Genomic DNA, 19,835 nt, shown 5'->3' on the forward strand with positions numbered 1-19,835 from the left:
ATGAATAATTACCGGTAATTATCGCTCTATAGGTTAATTCGCGAGCTTCTCGCCAAAACGACATTCGGCCCCTACGAAAGTTTCCTAACCCGGAATTATAATGATTTTTCCATTAATGGAATAGGCATAGATGCATTTTTGCACTCAAATCAATCATTATTTCTAGACAAGACGCTATTTTTAGTAGGAAATTTCAGGTTTTCCATGAAAATAAACTACTTTTAGGAAGAAAATTTTCTTTCATATTTCAAAATAATGACGCGTTGCAGCAATCATTGACGTAGATCCAGCCAGCCGTCTTCATACCAAAGGCAAAAAGTTTCTATCGCATCTGCGGAAATATTCGCCAGATCAGCGCCGTCCAACTCTCTTTGATTTGCTAATTTGTTCAGACAAATTTTGTCTTCTTTGCCAACGGCGAACGACTCTCCGTTGATAAACACATGTTTGCCTTTATATAACATCAGCGACTTGCGCGATAGCTTCAGACCATTTTTCAGGGCAGACTGATGGAAACGTTTAGGTGCAAGTGGTTTTTCCGGTCCGGTGAAGAAAACACTGGGTTTGGGTTCGGTCAGGTGTTCACCCAGGAAAATGAGTACGTCATCGTCAGTAAATTGAATCTTGGCAATTTCTTCAGCAACCTGTTCCAGCATTTCATTGCTGATTTCTGCCGGTTTGGCGCTGACTTTCAGGTCAGGGTCTGCATATCGTCCTGGCAAGTCTATCGAGTCAGACATGAAGTGCAGGAAGGACTCCCCCAGTTCCTGGTAAGACGGCGCACGGAAACCTATGGAGTAAGTCATGCACTCACCGATGGCGACGCCGTCATGTGCATATTTGGGCGGCAAATACAACATGTCGCCCGGCTCCAGCACGAATTCCTGCTCAGCCTTGAAATTGCGCAAAATCTTGAGGGGCATGCCATCAATCAGCGTCAGGTCTTTTTGTGCACCTATGCGCCATTTGCGCTGACCATGTGCCTGCAGCAGGAATACATCATAAGAATCAAAATGCGGGCCAACGCCACCACCGTCAGCGGCAAAGCTGATCATCAGGTCATCAAGTCTGCTGTCAGGGATGAAGCGGAATTGCCTGAGCAGCGCATCAGCCTTGTCATCATGCAAATTAACGCCTTGGACAAGTAGGGTCCAGTCTTTCTTTTCCTTGACTGGTATGCTGGTTTGCGGGCCAGACTTCATTTCCCAGTGTTTGTTGAAAAAGCTGATAAGCCTGGATTCAATATCGTCACGGCCAGCCATGTCAAACAAATCATCTTTTGGGATCAGTGGCTGGAAGTCAGGGATAGCCTGGCGTATAAGCAAGGGCTTCTTGTGCCAGTATTCGCTGAGAAATTCTTCTGCTGTAATGCCGCCCAGCAGGGGCAGGGGAATGGTATTTTTTTTCATGCCCGCATTATAGGCCGAGGCAAAGGACTCGACTAGACAGGTATAATCGCAAGGCAAATAAATTTTTAAGGAATTGCTATGAAGATAGGCAAAAATTCAGTTGTTACTGCAGTCTATACCTTGAAAGACGCACAAGACAATCTGATAGAAGAAGGTCAGGAGCCTATGGTTTACCTGCATGGCGGGTACGATAATGTGTTTCCCAAGATAGAAGAAGCTCTGGAAGGCAAGGAAAAGGGCTTCAGCACGATTATCCAGCTCAACCCTGAAGACGCGTTTGGTGATTACGATGCTGCCCTGGTGAAAGTGGAATCGCGTGACCGCTTCCCATCGCCACTGGAAGTCGGCATGCAGTTTGAAGGCATGCCAGAAGAATCGGATGACGATGCCGATGAAGACAATGCCCATATTTTTACCGTCACGGATATTGCTGACGATAAAGTCGTGCTTGATGGCAATCACCCGCTGGCAGGCATCGCCTTGCGCTTTAGTCTGACGGTAGAAGATGTGCGTGCCGCTTCTGATGAAGAAGTCGCCCACGGCCATGTGCATGGTGCCCACGGTCATCATCACGACGAAGATGATGAGGATGACGAAGGTACTGGCGATGAATATCGCAGCCACCCTTTGCACTAAGCAGGAATAAAAAATGCCGCTGATTGATCTCAGCGGCATTTTTCATTTGAAGGGACTTGTTTAATGAGGAGACTTGTTTAAATCAGGCCTGCTTTGCCAGGTTTTTTAATTCATACAAGGCTGCCAATGCTTCCCTTGGCGTCATTCTATCCGGGTCCATGGTGTCAAGCGTATCCAGCAATTCAGTATTGATTGGAGCCTGTTCCACGACTTCAGCTTCTGGCGCAGAGGCTGCTGAAGAGAATAAATCAAACTGTGGCGTCGATTGCAGTGATTGCGCTTCCAGATCAGCCAGATGCTTGCGCGCAGAGCGAATAACTGGCTGAGGTATGCCAGCCAGTTGCGCCACCTGCAAACCATAGCTTTGAGAGGCAGGGCCAGCCTGAACTGCATGCAGGAATACGATATTCTCTTTATGCTCAACCGCCGATAAATGCACGTTTTCTGCCGACGGGTGCACTTCAGGTAATTGCGTCAGTTCAAAATAATGCGTGGCGAACAGCGTGTAACTCTTGGATACCTGTATCAGATGCTTGGCAATTGCCCAGGCCAGGGCAAGGCCGTCAAAGGTTGATGTGCCGCGACCTACTTCATCCATCAATACCAGTGAATGGTCAGTCGCCCCATTCAGGATGGCTGCTGATTCTGTCATTTCCACCATGAAGGTAGAACGGCCACCTGCCAGGTCATCCGCCGCACCTATGCGCGTGAAAATGCGGTCTATCGGGCCTATCGTCACTTCAGTGGCTGGCACATAGCTGCCTACATAAGCGAGCAGCGTGATCAGGGCTACCTGGCGCATAAAGGTCGATTTACCACCCATGTTGGGGCCTGTGATCAGCAATAGTTTACGCTCGGCAGAAAAATCACAATCATTGGCGATAAAGCGTTCTATCTGGTTTTCGACCACCGGATGGCGACCCTGGACGATATGCAGGGTCGGCTCATCCACCAATTGCGGCGCGCACCAGTTATTTTTGGTGGCATGCTCAGCCAGGCTGACCAGGGTGTCGAGTTGGGCAATCGCATTCGCCACTCTTTGCAGCAGGGGTACTTGTGGCAGCAAGTCTTGCAGCAGGCGTTCATACAGCATTTTTTCACGCACCAGTGCACGTTCCTGTGCTGACAATGCCTTGTCTTCAAAAGCCTTCAATTCTGGCGTGATATAGCGCTCAGCATTTTTGAGAGTCTGGCGACGACGATAATTGTCCGGCACTTTATCGGTTTGACCATTCGTGACTTCAATATAAAAACCGTGCACACGGTTATATTCGACGCGCAGATTGGCAATGCCGGTACGTTCACGTTCTGATGCTTCCAGATCTATCAGGAATTGCCCGGCATTCTCAGACAGTGCGCGCAATTCATCGAGCTCTGCATCAAAACCAGTCGCGATCACACCCCCGTCCCGTACCATGGTCGCTGGTTGCAGCATCAAACCGCGTTCCAGCAAATCCAGGCATTCTGTTGGCGTGTCCAGGTCAGACAAGACCTTGGTCAGCAGACTGGTTTGATTGTCTGCAATACACAGGCTGACATAATTGCGCAAGCCTGGCAGGTTTTGCATGCCATCGCGTAGCGCGGATAAATCACGTGGGCGTGCCGATTGCAGGGCAATACGCGTAGTGATGCGCTCTATGTCAGGGATGGCTTTTAAAGTGGTCGCCAGGCCATCAGTGGAGTCTGCTTGTATCAGCGCCTTGATTGCATCATGACGTGCCCTGGCGACTGCCTGATCGCGGCGTGCATGGTGCAACCAGTGACGCAGCAGGCGTGAGCCCATGGCGGTACGGCAATGATCAAGTAAGGAAAACAAAGTAGGGGATTCTTGACCGCGCAGGGTCTCTGTCAATTCCAGATTGCGACGTGTTGAGGTGTCCAGGCCTATAAATTCATGTTCACTCTCAACATTGAGAGTATTCACGTGCTTCAGGCCTCGGCCTTGCGTGCTTTCCGCATAGCGCAGCAATGCACCAGCGGCGCCTAGTGCCGCACTCAGGTTTTCTACCCCAAAGCCAGTCAATGAGGCGGTGCCCAATTGATCCTGCAAGGCTTTTTGCCCTTGCTTGACATCAAAGTGCCAGTCAGGCAATTCAGAGAATTTACCAGGGAGTTGCGTGTAATGCTCATCCAGCAAAAGCGTACCGGCAGACAGCAATACTTCAGCAGGGCTGATACGTTCAAGTTCCTGTTGCAGACGTTGCGGCAGGGATTTTTCATCCGTCGATACTTCCATCAACTTCAGGGCGCCACTGGCCAGTGACAGCCAGGCCAGGCCTATACTGACAGTTTTCCTTTGTTGCAGCATGCACAGCGACAGCAATGGACGGTCAGATTTCTCAGGCAACAAATCAGTGTCAGTCAGTGTACCCGGGGTGATGACACGCATGACTTTGCGCTCTACCGGCCCTTTGCTGGTCGCCGGATCACCTATCTGTTCGCAGATTGCCGCTGATTCACCTATCTTGACCAGCTTGGCCAGATAAGGCTCCAGGGAATGGAAAGGCACGCCAGCCATCTTGATTGGTTCGCCACCAGAGCTGCCACGCTGGGTCAGGGTGATGCCCAGCAAACGCGAAACTTTTTCGGCATCGCCAAAAAACAGTTCATAAAAATCGCCCATGCGATAGAACACCAGAGTTTCCGGATAGTCAGCTTTGATGCGCAGATATTGCTGCATCATGGGAGTATGTTGAGTTTCTTTTGCGGTCATAAGACTTTGATTTTATTCGTTTTGTTTTCTTGTTTTTTTGCTTGCTGATCGCCGGAATTTATGGTCGGTCAGCTCAAATTTGGTGCGCACCATATCATAGACGATTGCCTTGGTCTACGGTTGTCGGGCTTTATTGTTGAGATCAATAAATTGCAGGTCGTACAATTGACAGGTAAAAAAGCAAAATCTGTCTGAGATATTGTTAAAATCAAAAAAATTTGATGTTAACAATATCTTCCTAAGTATCGAAAGGGCGCTGGCGAATGGCGAATGAATTTATGTATGGGCACAGTACCGCCCTGATCGTGTTTCTGTTGTTGGTCAGTATGCTGATTGCCACGGAGCTTGCGTATAGAAATGGCTTGCGCAAACAGGCGGTGGCGAATGATGCGGCCAAGTCACAGATTAATACCCTGCAGGCTTCTATGCTGGGTCTGCTCGCCTTATTGTTGAGTTTTGCTTTTTCTCTGGCGCTGCAACGGTTTGATGAGCGCAATCAATCGGTAGTCAATGAAGCTAATGCAATTGGCACCACTTATTTGCGCACCCAGCTGTTACCCGTAAGCGTACGCGAGCAGACGAAGACCATGTTGAAGCAGTATATAGACCTGAGAGTAGAAGAAGGGCAGGTCAGTCTGGCAGATGTGGAAAAACGTGATGCCTTAATAAAAAAAACCAGCCAAATCTCGGATCAGTTGTGGGCGCTCGCCATGAAGTCTGTCGAGTTGGATAAGAGTGCTGTGACCAGTGGCATGTTTGTACAGTCGTTGAATGATACTATCGATGCATTTGGTAAAAGGGATGCTGGCTTGCAAAGGCATGTGCCCGAGACAGTTGTGTTGCTCTTATTGATTACCATCATCATGACAGCTGCGACTATAGGTTATGCTTCTGGCTTGACAGGGCAACGGGCGGTCTTTGCAACTTTGGCTTTGCAGATTCTGATCAGTATGGCGGTATTTTTAACCATAGATCTGGATCGCCCACGACGTGGTTTTATACAAGTGAGCCAGTTGAGCATGCTGAGCTTACAGCAGTCTGTACATGCGAGCAGTAATTAAATTTGTATAAAGCACAAAGGGCCAAAAAATGGCCCTTTGTTCTTTTAATCCTGCCAGCTAAGGATATCAGCCGTTACCACGGCTACCAGACCTACGCGGAGCTGACTGTTTTACCGCTGGTCTTGGGCCTGCTGGACGAGGTTTGGCTGCCTGTGGTGCCGCTGCCTTGCCCGGTGTGCGGGCTGGCTGTCCGCGGCCATTACCTGCAGGACGTTGACCTCTGCCACCACCACCACCGCGATGATCAAAGCTGCGTAATTGTATAGGTTCGGCCTTGGCATGTGGGTCAGGGATGAAGCCATCGATGATTTCTTGCGGTATCTGACGCTTGATGAGTTTTTCTATGTCTGCAAGCAATTTGAATTCATCAACGCAAACCAGGGAAACCGCTTCGCCGGTAGCGCCAGCACGGCCAGTGCGGCCTATGCGATGAACATAATCTTCTGGCACATTCGGCAAATCGTAATTGACGACGTGAGGCAACTGGTCAATATCAATACCGCGTGCTGCGATGTCGGTCGCTACCAGTACGGTCAGGCTGCCATCCTTGAATTCTGCCAAGGCCTTGGTGCGCGCAGACTGACTTTTGTTGCCGTGGATGGCCATGGCGGCAATGCCATCTTTGCCCAATTGCTCTACCAGTTTGTTAGCGCCATGTTTGGTGCGGGTGAACACCAGCACTTGTGACCATTGATGGGTCTTGATCAGGTGGGCCAGCATCGGGTGTTTTTTATCGCGATCGACCGGATGCACTTTTTGCGCGATGACTTCGACGGTAGAGTTGCGGCGTGCGACTTCTATCATCGCTGGGTTATCCAGCAGGCGGTCTGCCAGTGCCTTGATGTCGTCGGAGAAAGTGGCAGAGAACAGCAAATTCTGACGCTTGGCAGGCAAGATCGCCAGCACCTTTTTGATGTCATGGATGAAGCCCATGTCCAGCATGCGGTCTGCTTCATCCAGGACCAGAATCTCAATATTGCGCAGGTCTATCGTGCCTTGCTGGTGATGGTCTAGCAGGCGGCCTGGTGTTGCCACCAGAATATCGACACCTTGCTTCAATAATTTGATTTGCGGATTGATGCCAACACCACCAAAAATCACGCCAGAATTCAGTGACACATATTTACCGTAGGTATTGACGCTTTCTTCTACCTGAGCAGCCAGTTCGCGGGTTGGTGTCAATACCAGGGCGCGGATAGGGCGTCTGCTGGTTTTGTCTTTTGGTGCGTTGGCCGAAGTCGACAGGCGCTGCAAGATAGGCAGGGTAAAGCCAGCTGTTTTGCCTGTGCCAGTTTGTGCACCTGCCAGCAAGTCACCGCCTTTTATGACAGCAGGAATTGCTTGCTGTTGTATAGGCGTTGGAGATGTATAGCCTTGTTCGCTGACTGCGCGGACAATGTTCTCGGATAAGCCGAGTTCGTTGAATGATGCCATGTGGTTTTACTGTGTTTCTTTATGACCAGACTGATTTTCACCAGTCCGGAGAGAGGGGCGTCCCGCTAAATGCCAGCGGGACGTGAGAATTTACTTTTTAGCTGAAAACGGTTGCAATGCATTGACCATCTGGGCAAATACTTTGGGTGTGCCAGCCAATACATCACCTTTGTGCAAATAGTCGGAGTCACCAGAGAAGTTGCCGACGATACCGCCAGCTTCGGTGATGACGAGTGAGCCTGCAGCGATATCCCAGGGGGCCAGGCCTTTTTCAAAGAAGCCATCAAGGCGGCCAGTGGCGACATAAGCGAGATCCAGTGCAGCAGAGCCTGGCCTTCTCAGGCCTTGGCATTTGCTGGTCATGACTTTGAACATGGCCAGGTATTCATCCAGACCAGACAGGTCGCGGGATGGGAAGCCTGTGCCTATCAATGCATCAGCCAGTTTATCGCAGCGGGTGACGCGAATACGTTTGTCGTTCAGAAAAGCGCCGGCACCTTTGCTGGCCGTGAACATTTCATTGCGCGTAGGGTCGTAAATAACGGCTTGTGTAATCACGCCGCGTTGTTGCAGGGCGATAGAAACGCAATATTGTGGGAAGCCGTGGATGAAGTTGGTCGTGCCATCAAGTGGATCAATGATCCAGACATTATCATTTTCGTCGTGCAAATTAGCGGAGGCACCTGATTCTTCTGCCAGAATGGCGTGGTCAGGGTAGGCAGAGGTCAGCACCTCAATGATGGCAGCTTCAGCAGCCTGGTCGACTTCAGTCACGAAATCATTGAATTGCTTCTCTGTGACCTGGACACGGTCAAGATCAAAAGATGCGCGATTGATAATCGTCGCGCCACGACGAGCGGCTTTAACTGCCGTATTCAGCATTGGGTGCATAAGGTTTCCGATAAAATGGCAGCATGCAAACGACTATCCCTCAAAAAGAGTAAGGATGTCATTAAGATGCTAGACAAAAATGATAAAGAGCGTGCGTAATTCTTGTTCGACTGCCATCCGTCTGATAAATAAGACGTACAACAAGACGCACAACCGAATAAAAAATTAACGCGGGATACCGCTATTTTAAATGAACTTGCCCAAAACCGACACATCTCTTTTTCAGCGCCTGCGTTTCGTCCTGGTTGAAACTAGTCATCCCGGCAATATAGGTTCAGCCGCCAGAGCAATTAAAACCATGGGTTTTAGTGAGTTAGTGCTGGTAAAGCCGCGTTTTGCTGGCGCCCTGCAAAATCCGGAAGCTATCGCCCTTGCCAGCGGTGCGCAAGACATACTCGACAGTGCCCGTATCGTAGATCACATTGATGAAGCTTTGGAAGGATGTGAATATGTGGCGGCTGTCAGTGCCAGATTGCGCGAATTTTCACCGCCCATTCTTACTCCCAGAGTATTTGCTGAAACCATGGTGCAAAGTCAGCATGCCAATATTGGACTGATTTTTGGTAATGAACGATTTGGCCTTCCTAACGAGATCGTCATGAATTGCCATGCCCTCATCAATATTCCCGCCAATCCCGCTTATTCTTCTTTGAACCTGGCGCAAGCGATACAACTCTTATCTTATGAATGTCGCATGGCTGTTGATACTGGTGCGCCAGTTGCCGGGAATGTTGGCTTTCAAGGGCAGTTGGCAACCGTGAATGAAATAGATGGAATGTACACCCATCTGGAGCAAGCACTTGTAGCCATAGAGTTTTTGAATCCGGATAAGCCCAAGAAGCTGATGCCTCGCTTGAAGCGCATGTTATCACGTACGCAATTGGAGGTTGAGGAGGTGAATATCTTGCGTGGGATTGCGAATAAAATACTGGATGCCAGTAAAAAATAGACGGTGCCTGAAAAACAATAGAATTTCTGCTTTAATAAAATATCAACAAAGCATAAATAAGGCATAAATGATTTGAACTTTGTGTCTTTTTAGCAAATTGTATTAAGTGACTATATCCTGCATTTGCTATTGTTTTAAGACGTAGTTTTCCTTCAAATGTATCGAAAATACATTAAGAGTTTGATGTATGCTGAGGGAAACAGCAGGAGGTATTGTTGTTGCAATTGATAAATATGTTGAAATCAACAAACATTGTTACCTTTGTTTGCGTTTTACATTTGGTAACGACTTCAAGGATTGTTATAAAGCCAGTAAGATTGCAGTTAATATACATTCAGGAATAACAATTGATTTTCTGAAGTAATTACTTTCATTCTGAGGTCATTATTATTTTTGTTCCATTTCGCCGATCAACGTCATATCTGCTTTGCCTTGGTGCCCTGGCATCCGGCGCAACAGGGAATGCGTATGCACTGGGGTTTAGCAATCTGACTGTGCAGTCAGCACTGGGGCAGCAATTGCGGGCTCAGTTGGAGTTGACAGGAAATGATGCGGCAGAAATCGATCAGTCCTGCTTCAAGGCAAAAGTCGAGAGTCCAGATGGTTACGCCATCGCACCAGTGAATGTCACTTTGGTGCAAAAGGGAGGCGCACGTTTCCTGACTCTGGTAACCAGAAGCACCATCGCCGAGCCCGCAGTCAAGATACTGGTGAACATGGGTTGCGAAATTCAGTTGCATAGAGAATTTCTTATCCTGTTAGACCCACCTCTGTCTGCGCCAACTTTGACAGCACCTACTGTTAGTTCTGCCAGAGGGACAGCAAGTCCTGCACCAGCTTCAATTGGTAAAGATATCGCTGGCAAAGACATCGCGACAAGCGATCAAACACTTCAGGTAAAAATCAGGCCACGCGCCAGGAAAGACAAGCCCGCCAGTGAGTTGACAGAAATTGTCGCTACTCCGGGTAATGCACCTGCAACAAAAAAAAAGCCAGCCAAATCGACTGACAAATCAATCAGCAAGCCCATAGACACTCTGAAACTATCAGATGACTTGCCGGTGCTGGAACAAACGCAAGGTTTGCGTCTCAGTGATAGCTTGTCTATCGGCACACCGCAGTCCAATATTGAAGAGTTGCGCGCAGCGCAGGCACAGCTTGCTGCAATGTTGCGGGATGAAAAACCAGCACAGCCTGCTGTAGATAAACTCAAGGATGAGCAACAAAAAATTTTGAGCTTACAACAAGAGGCGCAGCAACTCAAGCGTCAGAGCCAACTGGATAAGGCAGCCCTGGAAGAGGCCCGTGAAAACAGTTTTTCTCGCAACTGGGTGATGGGCCTGAGTGTATTCATCGCTGCAGGCTTGGCCATCATTGCTTTGCTCCTGCTCTACGTCAGTCGCATGCGTAAGAGATTGCATGAGACCTGGTGGCAGCAAAAAGAACCTGCTTCTGAGCCTGAATCCAAAAAAAATATAGAAGAAATTGTTGATAGTATCCAGGCTTCTTATGGACCTACAACGACCAGTTCACTGTATCAGGTTCATGATGACGACGAGCCTGGCTCCAGTCGCCCGGTAACAAAGCCATCCAGAAAAGTTGCGGCAGATAGCAGTCTTGGCAAGCTCGATACCCCTTCCATATTCAGTAAAGCCTATGTCCCGACGCTGGAGGACAGTAATAGCAGTACCTTTAATTTCTTTTCTACCAAAGGCCAGTCGGTCAAGGTAGAAGAAATTTCTGACGTGACTCAGGAAGCTGAATTCTGGATTTCTGTCAACGACCCGCAAAGGGCGATTGAAATTCTTGAACCCCTGGCTGACGTTGATCACCCCGAGTCGCCCGTGCCTTGGCTATACCTGATCGATTTATACAGGGTCACTGCGAATAAAGAAAAATACGAAACGCTAAGAGACAAGTTCATTGTATTTTTTAATGCAAATGTCCCTGAATTTGAAGTCGATCCGGCGACCTTGCCTAGCAGACATCTTGATGACTTTGAGCACTTGATGAACCGCATCTGCACTATGTGGAATTCAAATGACATTTTGCCTTTCCTTGAAAGTCTTCTGGTTGATGACAGGGATGGTAAGCGCATGGGGTTCGAATTGCCGGTTTATCGCGATATCCTGTTGTTGATCTCGGTTGCAAATGAGCTTGAGAAGTCGAATTCTTTTGGTGCACCTGAAAGAAATCGCGCCTGGGCAAATGTGCCAGGTTTGCCGCCGGACGAGCCTTTCAGTCAGGAGCAGCAAGCGGAGCCAGAGTCGAATGTCATCGATTTTGAGCTGATAGACTTCCCGAAAGAAAAATAACACCTGGTGATCCGGGTAAGTCCGAATGCAGCAGGCCAGTTTCTACTGGCATGACTGCAAATTTTTGTTGTGCAAATAAAAATAAAGAATGGAGATATATGATCAAGCTTTGCGGTTTTGCAGTCAGTAATTATTACAATAAAGTTAAATTGGCGCTTTTGGAGAAAGCTATTCCCTTTGAGGAGCAATTAGTCTGGACCGGAAAAGCGCCTGAATTATTGCAGCATTCACCTTTAGGAAAAATTCCCTATATAGAAACTGAACACGGCTCGCTGTGTGAATCTCAAGTCATCATTGAATACCTGGAAAATCGCTTCCCTGATCATCCGCTGATGCCAGCAGACTCATTCGCAGCCGCTAAATTACGCGAATTGATTACCTTTATTGAGCTGCACATGGAATTGCCCGCGCGCGAACTTTATTCCGAAGCTTTTTTCGGAGGCAAGGTCACTGACGAGGTCAAGGCAAAAGTAGAAAAGCAACTGAGCCGCAATATCCCCGCATTTGCAACACTGGCAAAGTTTGACCCATTTGTCGGTGGTAAGGAATTTACATTGGCAGATTGTGCTGCAGTTGTGCATTTTCCACTGATATCCATGGCGACCAAACTTATTTATGGCAGGGACTTTTTGGCGGAGTTGCCTACGCGTGACTATGTGAAATTTATTTCAGAGCGGCCGCACATGCAAAAGGTCAATGCAGATCGCAAGGCAAATCAGGAGTTGATGGCAAACAAGGGTAAATGAATTTGACGGCGCTACAAAGCTGATTTGTAGCGCCGCCGGCGCAAATTTAGACTGCTCTGCGCATTTTTTGTACTGTATATGTTTTGGCTTGTGCTGGCGGCTCTACCAGTTTGACAATCGCGAAGGTGCAATTGTCACCGCGACCACTCGCTCTGTCTCTGGCTTTTCTGATCAGGAACTCCGAAGCCTGACGAGGGCTATTGGCCGCAACAGCTGCTGATAGCTCATGGTCTTCAAAATAATGCCAGAGGCCATCTGAGCACAATAAGAAGCTGTCATGCGCCTTTAAAGGCGTATGCTCACCAAAGGTGATATAGGGGGCGGCCGTGCTTGAGCCAAGTACATTTACCAGGATGTTCGATAGTCTGTGGGTCTTGGCTTCTTCTGCGGTAATTTTGCCTTCATCCACCAATTTTTCTACATAAGAGTGATCTTTAGTTTTTTCGGCATAATTCGGACCGTCGAACCGATACAGGCGGGAATCGCCAACATAGGCCCAGATAGCTTCTTGCTGCGGGGTAATTACCAGTGCGACTACTGTACTATGTGGTTCTTTTTCTGATGAAACTCCAGACAGTTTAATGACAGTGTGTGCTTCATTGACGATATTTTCTAAAAGACTGCGTACATCATTCCCTGGGTAAAATTCATCAAATAATTGTTTTGCCGTGCGCACGACTTGCTCAGCGGCAAGTGCGCCGCCGCTTTTGCCGCCCATGCCATCGGCCACCACGGCCATGACATAACCTGGCGCATGTGGTGCCGCAAAAAGTGCAGTGCGGTCTTGTTGTTCCTGCCTGTCGCCGATATGTTGTCCGGTTCCAGCTTCGATCTTATATTGGCTCATACGTCTTGGTAGATTAAACTAACGGGATAAACCCAAAAATGGTCTTTCCTTAATTAAACTTTATTTTACTGCAACCAGAAGACTATGAGCCACCCTGAACAAATACAACAACGCATTATCGAGCTCGAGGTTGAACATAGAGACCTGGATGTGGTAATCGAGACCCTGATTAAAGATCCCTCTCATGATGAATTACAGCTGCGGCGTCTTAAAAAACGCAAATTGCAGCTGAAAGACCATATTACATTACTAAGAATGCAATTGACACCTGATGTCCCTGCATAATTATCCACTTTTCCTTAGCTTTATAGTTAGTTTCTGATTGCCTCATTTTGACTGAACCACTTGCCACACCGAATGCAAACGGCATTCATGATACAGAAGTAGAACATATTTTTGGCTTGACCGGACCATTAAGTGCGTCCATCAATGGTTATCGCCCGCGCCAGGCGCAGACAGAGATGGCAAAAGCCATCGCCGACGCCATTGCGGGACAAAAAACCTTGTTGGCAGAGGCAGGAACTGGAACTGGGAAAACTTATGCTTATCTGACCCCGGCATTATTATGGGGAGGCAAGGTTATTGTCTCTACGGGTACAAAAAACCTGCAAGATCAGTTATTCTTGCGCGATATTCCTACGATACGCAAAGTGTTGAAGGCTCCAGTATCGATTGCCTTGCTGAAGGGCAGGGCGAACTATCTGTGTCATTACCATCTTGAGAGAACCATACAAAATGGCCGTCTGAGCTCGCGTGAAGATGTTGGTTATCTGCGCGACATAAGCCGTTTCATTAAAACCACAATGACGGGGGACAAGGCTGAACTGGCCCGGGTGCCGGAAAATGCCTCGGTCTGGAGTCTGGTGACCTCGACCAAAGATACCTGCATGGGATCAGAGTGCCAGTATTATCAGGACTGCTTCGTCATGAAGGCGCGCAAAGAGGCGCAACAGGCGGATGTGGTCGTGGTGAACCATCATCTGTTTTTTGCCGACGTGGCCTTGAAAGATACTGGAATTGCAGAGCTATTACCCTCTGCCAATACAGTCATCTTCGATGAGGCACATCAATTGCCGGAAACTGCCACCCTGTTTTTTGGCGATACCGTCTCAACTTCGCAAGTGCTGGAGCTTTGCCGCGATGTACAGGCAGAAGGTTTGTCGCATGCACGGGATGGGGCGGAGTGGTCCAAGCTGGTTGCCCCTGTTGAGCGGGCTGCACGCGATTTACGTCTGGCCTTCCCGCAAGATATCGTTCGTTATTCCATAGACCAGATTGCGCCATCCAGCCCTTTCTTTGAAGCCCTGGAAACCTTGAAATCCAGTATGGATGCCATGATTGCCGTACTGGAGAAGCAGGCAGAACGTGCAGAGACCCTGGAGCAGTGCCGGGCACGCGCCATCACTCTGGCTGAGCAGTATGAAAAATGGAATGCCGCAGATGACGGTAAATCAGGTGACTATGTATTGTGGGTAGAAGCGTTCTCTACTTCCTTGCAGTTGCATCGCACCCCTTTGTCAATCGCCCCGATTTTTAACAAGCAGCGCGAAGGCGTGCCCCGTACCTGGATATTTACATCCGCTACCATGGCCGTCAAGAATGACTTCAGCCATTATGTGTCGCAAATGGGTTTGTGGGATCAGCCAGCGCGCACCTGGCCCAGTCCCTTCAATTATCAGCAGCAGGGGTATTTGTATGTGCCTAACGGCATGCCGCAGCCAAATTCCTTTGGCTACATGGATGCGGTCATTGATGCCGCATTGCCGGTCATAGAAGCAGCTGGTGGCAAGACCTTCCTGTTATGTACTACCTTGAAAGCAGTGAAACACAGTGCAGAACGTTTGCGCGAGGAATTTCAAAAGCGTGGCCTGGACTTCCCTTTGTTCGTGCATGGCGATGCTGGCAGGACCGAATTACTCGACCGTTTCAGGGCAGCGGGCAATGGCGTGCTCATCGGCAGTCAAAGCTTTTGGGAAGGCGTAGATGTACGTGGCGATGCCTTATCTCTGGTGATTATCGATAAACTGCCTTTCGCGCCACCTGATGACCCGGTATTGTCTGCCCGCATCGCAGCCATGGAGAAAAAAGGTCTCAACGGTTTTGTCCATCATCAGTTGCCGGAAGCGATTATCAATTTGAAGCAGGGTGCCGGTCGCCTGATACGCGATGAGGGCGACAAAGGAGTTTTGATGATCTGTGACCCGAGGCTTATTTCAAAACCCTATGGCAAGCGCATCTGGCAAAGTTTACCCAGTTTCGCGCGCACCAGGGAACTGGCAGATGTGCAGGCTTTTTTCAAAAAAATTCAGACTCCTGTTGCTTAGAGGTAGTATTTTAAGTTGTTTTTTATATAAACGGCAGTCCGTCGTTCTGCCGTTTTATTTGAGTTGCGTCATTTAATGGTCAGACGTCACCAGATATTGACGCGCTCTGTTGGTGCCAGATACATCTGGTCTCCTTCTTTGATTTGATAGGCGTCATAAAAACTGGAAATATTACGCAAGCTGCCATTTGCACGTATTTCCGCTGGTGCCCTGAAATCGTTTTTTAATTGCGTGATCATGAAATTTTTCAAGGCTTTGCTACGCCAAACCTGGGCGTATCCCATGAAGAAACGCTGATCGCCGGTCAAGCCATCGATAGTAGGTGCAGCTCGGTCAGCGAGCGATAGTTTGTATGCTTTGTACGCGATAGTCAGGCCTGCGTTGTCCGCAATATTCTCATTGAATGTCAATTTCCCATCAACCCAGTAACCCGGGATTGGGCTGAAAGAGTTATATTGTTTAATGATAGGACGGGCTTTTAGCGCGAATTTGTTACGGGTTTCTTTGGTCCACCAGTCACGCAATTTTCCCGATGCATCGTATTGTGAGCCTTGCTCGTCCAGGCCATAACTGATCTGACGTCCAATGATCGCACCTATAGCACCATAATTGACAGCATCATCTGCGTCGGGAGTAAAGTACGGCTGGCGCAACATGGCTGCCGGAACAACGATCTCATTTAATTCTGGATTGTAGTAGGCATTAGCTGTTTGCGGAGTGATTCCCCATTCATCACGGTTAATCGACGAGCCCAATTTATTCAGATTAAATTGTGAGTCGAAATTATGGATGTTGCGCAGGTTTCCAAGTGGGTCTCCTTTTTTTATAGCTAAACCGGAATAATCACGCCATTTTTCTGGATAAGCTATTTTGGGCATGATGGTGTCCAGTTTTGCCACTGCCTCCTTTTTAGTTTCAACATCCATCCAATCGAGCGTAGTGATACTCTGCCTGTATGCAAGCAGCAAATTGCCAACTATTTTTTCTATTTTTGTTTTATTTTTTACAGAAAAATATTTGGCAACATACATTTTCCCCAGGCTTTCACCCATACCGGAATTAATCAGACGTGTGCCTCGCTTCCAACGTACTTCCTCAGTAGTTATGCCGCGCAGGGTAGTGGAGTTAAATGTGAAGTATTCATCACTGATATCTTTCGGCAATGCGCTGACGGCAGAGCGAAGTATGTGCCATTTGAAATAAGTTTTCCAATCGTCCAAAGAGGTGTTTTGTAATAATTTATCCAGAGCGGAAAAGTAACTAGGTTGGCTAATAATGACATAGTCGATTTTATCTGTGATGCCCAGATCTTTAAAATAGATGTTCCAGTTATATTCAGGCATCAGTTGATGCAATTGATGGATTTCGAACCTGTTATAGGCTTTAATCGGGTCGCGCATGTCAACCCTGCTCCACTGGATTTTCGCGAGCTCCGTTTCTAAAGCAATGATGTCGCCAGCATGTTTTGTTGCTTCCTTGTCGCCGCCGAATGTCAGCATTTTTTCAATATGCTGTAGGTATTTTTTTTGTATGGTTTGCAGTTTTACATCGTCGTGTCTTAGGTAATAATCACGATCAGGCAAGCCCAAGCCAAATTGCACTAAGTCAACTACATACTTGCTTGTGTCCTTGCTGTCCAAATGAACCTGGAATTCATAAGGCGCACTTATCTGGGATTTGTTTAGCCAGGCAATCAATGTGGGAATTTGACTTTTATCAGTCATAGCTTCCACTTTGAGAAATTCAGCTTGCAAGGGCTTGTTTCCCAAAGCTTCAATGTGGGCTGTATCCATGAAAGCAGAATACAGATCTATCATTTTTCTTTGCTCAGCGTCAGCTTTGCTTTTTGATTTGAGCAGGTCTTCAATGATCGATTGCAGAGCCGGAAATGTGGCTTCATTTAAATCACTGTAGGCACTGACAGATGATTTACCGATTGGAATGTCTGTATTTTTTAACCATTTCCCATTTACGTAACGAAAAAAATCATCTTGTGGTCGTACAGAAAAATCATTGTTAGCAAAGACGATTCCCGACTTTATTGGTGCTGTTTGAATGGAATCAGCCGCATAGGCAAGGCTGCTCATGCCTATGCTTGCTACTATCAGGGCAAAACTTTTATGGATTTTAAATTTCACTTGAAGTCGGAGAGCAAGTTATGTTGTGGATTCAAATTTGAGGAGCGCAGGTACAGCGTATTTTTTTGCATCGAGCCTGACAATAAATTTACGAAGCGACAAATACTTGCCTTGATACCGACCCGATATGCACTTTAAGTTCTCGATCCATTACTGATGATTTTGTATCCTTGCGTCGAAAGTGTTTGAGGCCAGTCAACATACGATGACATAAGCAGTTGAAAGTTGTGAGAAGTAAAAAGAAAAATAATAAGGCAGGTAACATGAATTACGTAGTTACCTGCCTTACAGTTGCTAGATGGTGAGTCTGGGACGATGACAGCCGTTACCAGATGCTGACACGCTCAGCAGGTGCCAGGAACATCTTGTCACCTTCCTTGAGTTTGTACGCATCATAGAAACCCTGCATGTTGCGTAGGCTGCCATTTGCGCGGATCTCTCCTGGGGAGTGCGGATCTGTCTTCAGGCGCGCAATCATAGTTGCTTCACGCATTTTACCGCGCCATACCTGTGCAAAACCCATGAAGAAACGCTGGTCACCAGTCAGGCCACCAATGACTGGTGCTAGTTTGCCACCAAGTGACAGTTTGTAGGCTTTGTAGGCAATTGCCAGTCCGGAGTTGTCTGCAATATTCTCACCCAAAGTCAACTCGCCGTTGACCTTGTAACCGGGGATAGGGCTGAAAGCCCCATACTGCTTAACCAGGACAGCAGTTTTGGCGGCGAATTTGTCATGATCTTCTTTCGTCCACCAGTCGCGCAAATTGCCCACGCCATCATATTGTGCGCCCTGATCATCAAAGCCATGGCTGATTTCATGACCAATGACGGCGCCTATGCCACCATAGTTAACTGCATCGTCAGCCTTGGCATTGAAGAATGGTGGTTGCAGTATCGCTGCCGGGAAGACGATCTCATTGAGCTCGGGATTGTAATAGGCATTGACAGTTTGCGGCGTCATACCCCATTCGTCACGATCTACTGGTTTTCCAAGCTTGTTCAGTTCAAATTGCGCCGCATACATGCGGGCGTTGCGCAAGTTGCCGACTGCATCGCCTTTCGTAATGTTCAAGCCAGAATAGTCGCGCCATTTGTTTGGATAGCCAATCTTGGGCGTGAAAGTAGCCAGTTTTGCCTGTGCTTCCTTCTTGGTTTCCGGGCTCATCCAGTCCAGCGTGTCTATACTTTGTTTATAGGCTAGCAGCAAGTTGCTGACCAGTTGCTCCATTCTTGCTTTGCTTTCCGCCGGAAAGTGCCTGGCTACATAAAGTTTTCCCAAGCTTTCGCCAAGTGCAGAATCCGCCAGTCGCACGCCACGTTTCCAGCGTGCTTCCTGTTTTGGAACTCCAGACAATACCGTGGAGTTAAACGCAAAACTTTCATCGCTGAATTTTGTTGGCAATTGTCCTGCGGCTGAACGCAGAATATGCCATTTGAAATAGACTTTGAGACTGTCCAGGGACGTGTCTTGCAAAATCTTGCTCAGGCCAGTCAGGTAACTAGGCTGGCTGACGATGATGTAATCGACCTTGCCTTTGACGCCCATTTCGGCAAGATAAGCATTCCAGTCATAGCCTGGTGTCAAGGCATCAAGTTTGCTGATTTCGATTTTGTTGTAAGCCTTGACTGGATCACGCAGTTCAACCTTGGTCCATTGTATTTTTGCGAGTTCTGTTTCGAGGGCGAGTACATCTGCCGCATGTTTTACTGCCTCTTTATCACCAGACAGTGCCAGCATTTTTGCTATATGTTTCTGATACTTGGTGCGGAAGTCTTTTAATTTCGCATCGTCATTATTGAGGTAATAGTCGCGGTCGGGCAAACCCAAACCAGCCTGGGTTACGTCAAATACGTATTTGGTGGAATCCTTGTTGTCCTGATGAACCTGGAAATCGTAGGGAGCACCTATGCTGGCACGGTTTAGCCATGCCATTAGACCAGAAATCTGTTTTTTGTCCGTCATGCCATCTACTTTGGCAAACTCAGCTTGCAAAGGCTTCAGGCCCAGAGATTCAATGTGTGCCGTATCCATGTAGCTGGCATACATATCCGCAATTTTTTGCGCGTCTGTTCCGGGTTCATTTTTGGTTTTTGATAAACTTTCGATGAGAGCGTGCAAATGCGGAATGGTTGCTTCGCGCAAGTCCATGAAGGCACCCGCAGAAGATTTGTCGGAAGGGATTTTGGTATTTTTTAACCAACGGCCATTCGCATGGCGAAAAAAATCATCCTGCGCACGCACCGTCGCATCGTTATGCATGGATTCGATACCTGACAACAGAACTGGTGTCGCCGATGCCGCTTTTGCTGGTTCTGCGGCAATTGCGAGCTGACTGCCAACTGTGCCGGCGATCATCAGCGCGATAGCGCTA

General features: G+C 47.9%; 14 protein-coding genes. 7 read left to right on the forward strand and 7 right to left on the reverse strand.

Going from position 1 to position 19,835, the window contains the following annotated elements; all coding sequences use genetic code 11:
• Positions 1 to 272 precede the first annotated feature (272 nt).
• Entirely contained in the window at positions 273 to 1,409 is a 1,137-nt protein-coding gene (locus ACO0LN_RS14735; protein WP_422974993.1) for a JmjC domain-containing protein, read from the reverse strand.
• Positions 1,410 to 1,487: 78 nt separating this feature from the next.
• Between ACO0LN_RS14735 and ACO0LN_RS14740 the strand changes: the two genes are divergently transcribed.
• Positions 1,488 to 2,045: an FKBP-type peptidyl-prolyl cis-trans isomerase gene (locus tag ACO0LN_RS14740; protein ID WP_422974995.1), complete on the forward strand. Its 558-nt coding sequence runs from the start codon at positions 1,488 to 1,490 to the stop codon at positions 2,043 to 2,045.
• An 82-nt stretch (positions 2,046 to 2,127) separates the two neighbouring features.
• Here ACO0LN_RS14740 and mutS read toward each other — a convergent pair whose 3' ends face one another.
• Positions 2,128 to 4,758 (reverse strand): DNA mismatch repair protein MutS, encoded by a 2,631-nt coding sequence (gene mutS, locus ACO0LN_RS14745; protein ID WP_422974997.1) that lies wholly within the window; start codon positions 4,756 to 4,758, stop codon positions 2,128 to 2,130.
• 263 nt (positions 4,759 to 5,021) lie between these two features.
• Here mutS and ACO0LN_RS14750 point away from each other — a divergent pair, with 263 nt between their 5' ends.
• Complete coding sequence (locus tag ACO0LN_RS14750) at positions 5,022 to 5,819, forward strand: hypothetical protein (RefSeq protein WP_422974999.1); 798 nt, start codon at positions 5,022 to 5,024, stop codon at positions 5,817 to 5,819.
• A gap of 66 nt (positions 5,820 to 5,885) precedes the next feature.
• Here ACO0LN_RS14750 and ACO0LN_RS14755 read toward each other — a convergent pair whose 3' ends face one another.
• Both ACO0LN_RS14755 and ACO0LN_RS14760 read right to left on the reverse strand, forming a co-directional pair.
• Positions 5,886 to 7,253: a DEAD/DEAH box helicase gene (locus tag ACO0LN_RS14755; protein ID WP_422975001.1), complete on the reverse strand. Its 1,368-nt coding sequence runs from the start codon at positions 7,251 to 7,253 to the stop codon at positions 5,886 to 5,888.
• Between the two features lie 90 nt (positions 7,254 to 7,343).
• Positions 7,344 to 8,135 carry an inositol monophosphatase family protein gene (locus ACO0LN_RS14760; RefSeq protein ID WP_422975285.1) on the reverse strand — a complete coding sequence of 264 codons (792 nt, stop codon included), beginning with the start codon at positions 8,133 to 8,135 and terminating at the stop codon, positions 7,344 to 7,346.
• 199 nt (positions 8,136 to 8,334) lie between these two features.
• Here ACO0LN_RS14760 and ACO0LN_RS14765 point away from each other — a divergent pair, with 199 nt between their 5' ends.
• From ACO0LN_RS14765 to ACO0LN_RS14775, 3 genes are all read left to right on the forward strand, one after another.
• The gene (locus ACO0LN_RS14765) at positions 8,335 to 9,093 is read left to right on the forward strand and encodes an RNA methyltransferase (protein WP_422975003.1); all 759 of its coding nucleotides are present in this window, start codon (positions 8,335 to 8,337) and stop codon (positions 9,091 to 9,093) included.
• Positions 9,094 to 9,587: 494 nt separating this feature from the next.
• On the forward strand, positions 9,588 to 11,408 hold the full coding sequence (locus ACO0LN_RS14770) for a type IV pilus assembly protein FimV (RefSeq protein ID WP_422975005.1): 1,821 nt from the start codon (positions 9,588 to 9,590) through the stop codon (positions 11,406 to 11,408).
• A gap of 98 nt (positions 11,409 to 11,506) precedes the next feature.
• Positions 11,507 to 12,154, forward strand: coding sequence for a glutathione S-transferase (locus ACO0LN_RS14775; protein ID WP_422975287.1), 648 nt, complete (start codon positions 11,507 to 11,509; stop codon positions 12,152 to 12,154).
• A gap of 46 nt (positions 12,155 to 12,200) precedes the next feature.
• Here the strand turns inward: ACO0LN_RS14775 and ACO0LN_RS14780 are convergent, their stop codons facing one another.
• The gene (locus ACO0LN_RS14780; protein WP_162041240.1) at positions 12,201 to 13,001 is read right to left on the reverse strand and encodes a PP2C family protein-serine/threonine phosphatase; all 801 of its coding nucleotides are present in this window, start codon (positions 12,999 to 13,001) and stop codon (positions 12,201 to 12,203) included.
• Between the two features lie 84 nt (positions 13,002 to 13,085).
• On the opposite strand from ACO0LN_RS14780, the gene ACO0LN_RS14785 reads away from it, so the two are divergent.
• Both ACO0LN_RS14785 and ACO0LN_RS14790 read left to right on the forward strand, forming a co-directional pair.
• Entirely contained in the window at positions 13,086 to 13,286 is a 201-nt protein-coding gene (locus ACO0LN_RS14785) for a YdcH family protein (protein WP_162041241.1), read from the forward strand.
• Between the two features lie 44 nt (positions 13,287 to 13,330).
• The gene (locus ACO0LN_RS14790; RefSeq protein WP_422975289.1) at positions 13,331 to 15,325 is read left to right on the forward strand and encodes an ATP-dependent DNA helicase; all 1,995 of its coding nucleotides are present in this window, start codon (positions 13,331 to 13,333) and stop codon (positions 15,323 to 15,325) included.
• 86 nt (positions 15,326 to 15,411) lie between these two features.
• Here the strand turns inward: ACO0LN_RS14790 and ACO0LN_RS14795 are convergent, their stop codons facing one another.
• Both ACO0LN_RS14795 and ACO0LN_RS14800 read right to left on the reverse strand, forming a co-directional pair.
• Entirely contained in the window at positions 15,412 to 17,412 is a 2,001-nt protein-coding gene (locus tag ACO0LN_RS14795; RefSeq protein ID WP_422975007.1) for a M13 family metallopeptidase, read from the reverse strand.
• A gap of 376 nt (positions 17,413 to 17,788) precedes the next feature.
• A complete protein-coding gene (locus ACO0LN_RS14800; protein ID WP_422975291.1) occupies positions 17,789 to 19,819 on the reverse strand; it encodes a M13 family metallopeptidase in 2,031 nt (676 codons plus the stop codon).
• Positions 19,820 to 19,835 lie beyond the last annotated feature (16 nt).

Source organism: Undibacterium sp. TC9W (genome assembly GCF_049339865.1).
GTDB lineage: Bacteria > Pseudomonadota > Gammaproteobacteria > Burkholderiales > Burkholderiaceae_D > Undibacterium.

Excerpts from the sequence above, each read along its gene's own strand:
- ACO0LN_RS14795 (WP_422975007.1), bottom strand. The coding sequence starts at position 17,412 with ATGAGCAGCCTTGCCTATGCGGCTGATTCCATTCAAACAGCACCAATA.
- ACO0LN_RS14775 (WP_422975287.1), top strand. The coding sequence starts at position 11,507 with ATGATCAAGCTTTGCGGTTTTGCAGTCAGTAATTATTACAATAAAGTT.
- ACO0LN_RS14800 (WP_422975291.1), bottom strand. The coding sequence starts at position 19,819 with ATGATCGCCGGCACAGTTGGCAGTCAGCTCGCAATTGCCGCAGAACCA.
- ACO0LN_RS14735 (WP_422974993.1), bottom strand. The coding sequence starts at position 1,409 with ATGAAAAAAAATACCATTCCCCTGCCCCTGCTGGGCGGCATTACAGCA.
- ACO0LN_RS14740 (WP_422974995.1), top strand. The coding sequence starts at position 1,488 with ATGAAGATAGGCAAAAATTCAGTTGTTACTGCAGTCTATACCTTGAAA.
- ACO0LN_RS14760 (WP_422975285.1), bottom strand. The coding sequence starts at position 8,135 with ATGCTGAATACGGCAGTTAAAGCCGCTCGTCGTGGCGCGACGATTATC.
- ACO0LN_RS14765 (WP_422975003.1), top strand. The coding sequence starts at position 8,335 with ATGAACTTGCCCAAAACCGACACATCTCTTTTTCAGCGCCTGCGTTTC.
- ACO0LN_RS14780 (WP_162041240.1), bottom strand. The coding sequence starts at position 13,001 with ATGAGCCAATATAAGATCGAAGCTGGAACCGGACAACATATCGGCGAC.
- ACO0LN_RS14750 (WP_422974999.1), top strand. The coding sequence starts at position 5,022 with ATGGCGAATGAATTTATGTATGGGCACAGTACCGCCCTGATCGTGTTT.
- ACO0LN_RS14785 (WP_162041241.1), top strand. The coding sequence starts at position 13,086 with ATGAGCCACCCTGAACAAATACAACAACGCATTATCGAGCTCGAGGTT.
- mutS (WP_422974997.1), bottom strand. The coding sequence starts at position 4,758 with ATGACCGCAAAAGAAACTCAACATACTCCCATGATGCAGCAATATCTG.
- ACO0LN_RS14755 (WP_422975001.1), bottom strand. The coding sequence starts at position 7,253 with ATGGCATCATTCAACGAACTCGGCTTATCCGAGAACATTGTCCGCGCA.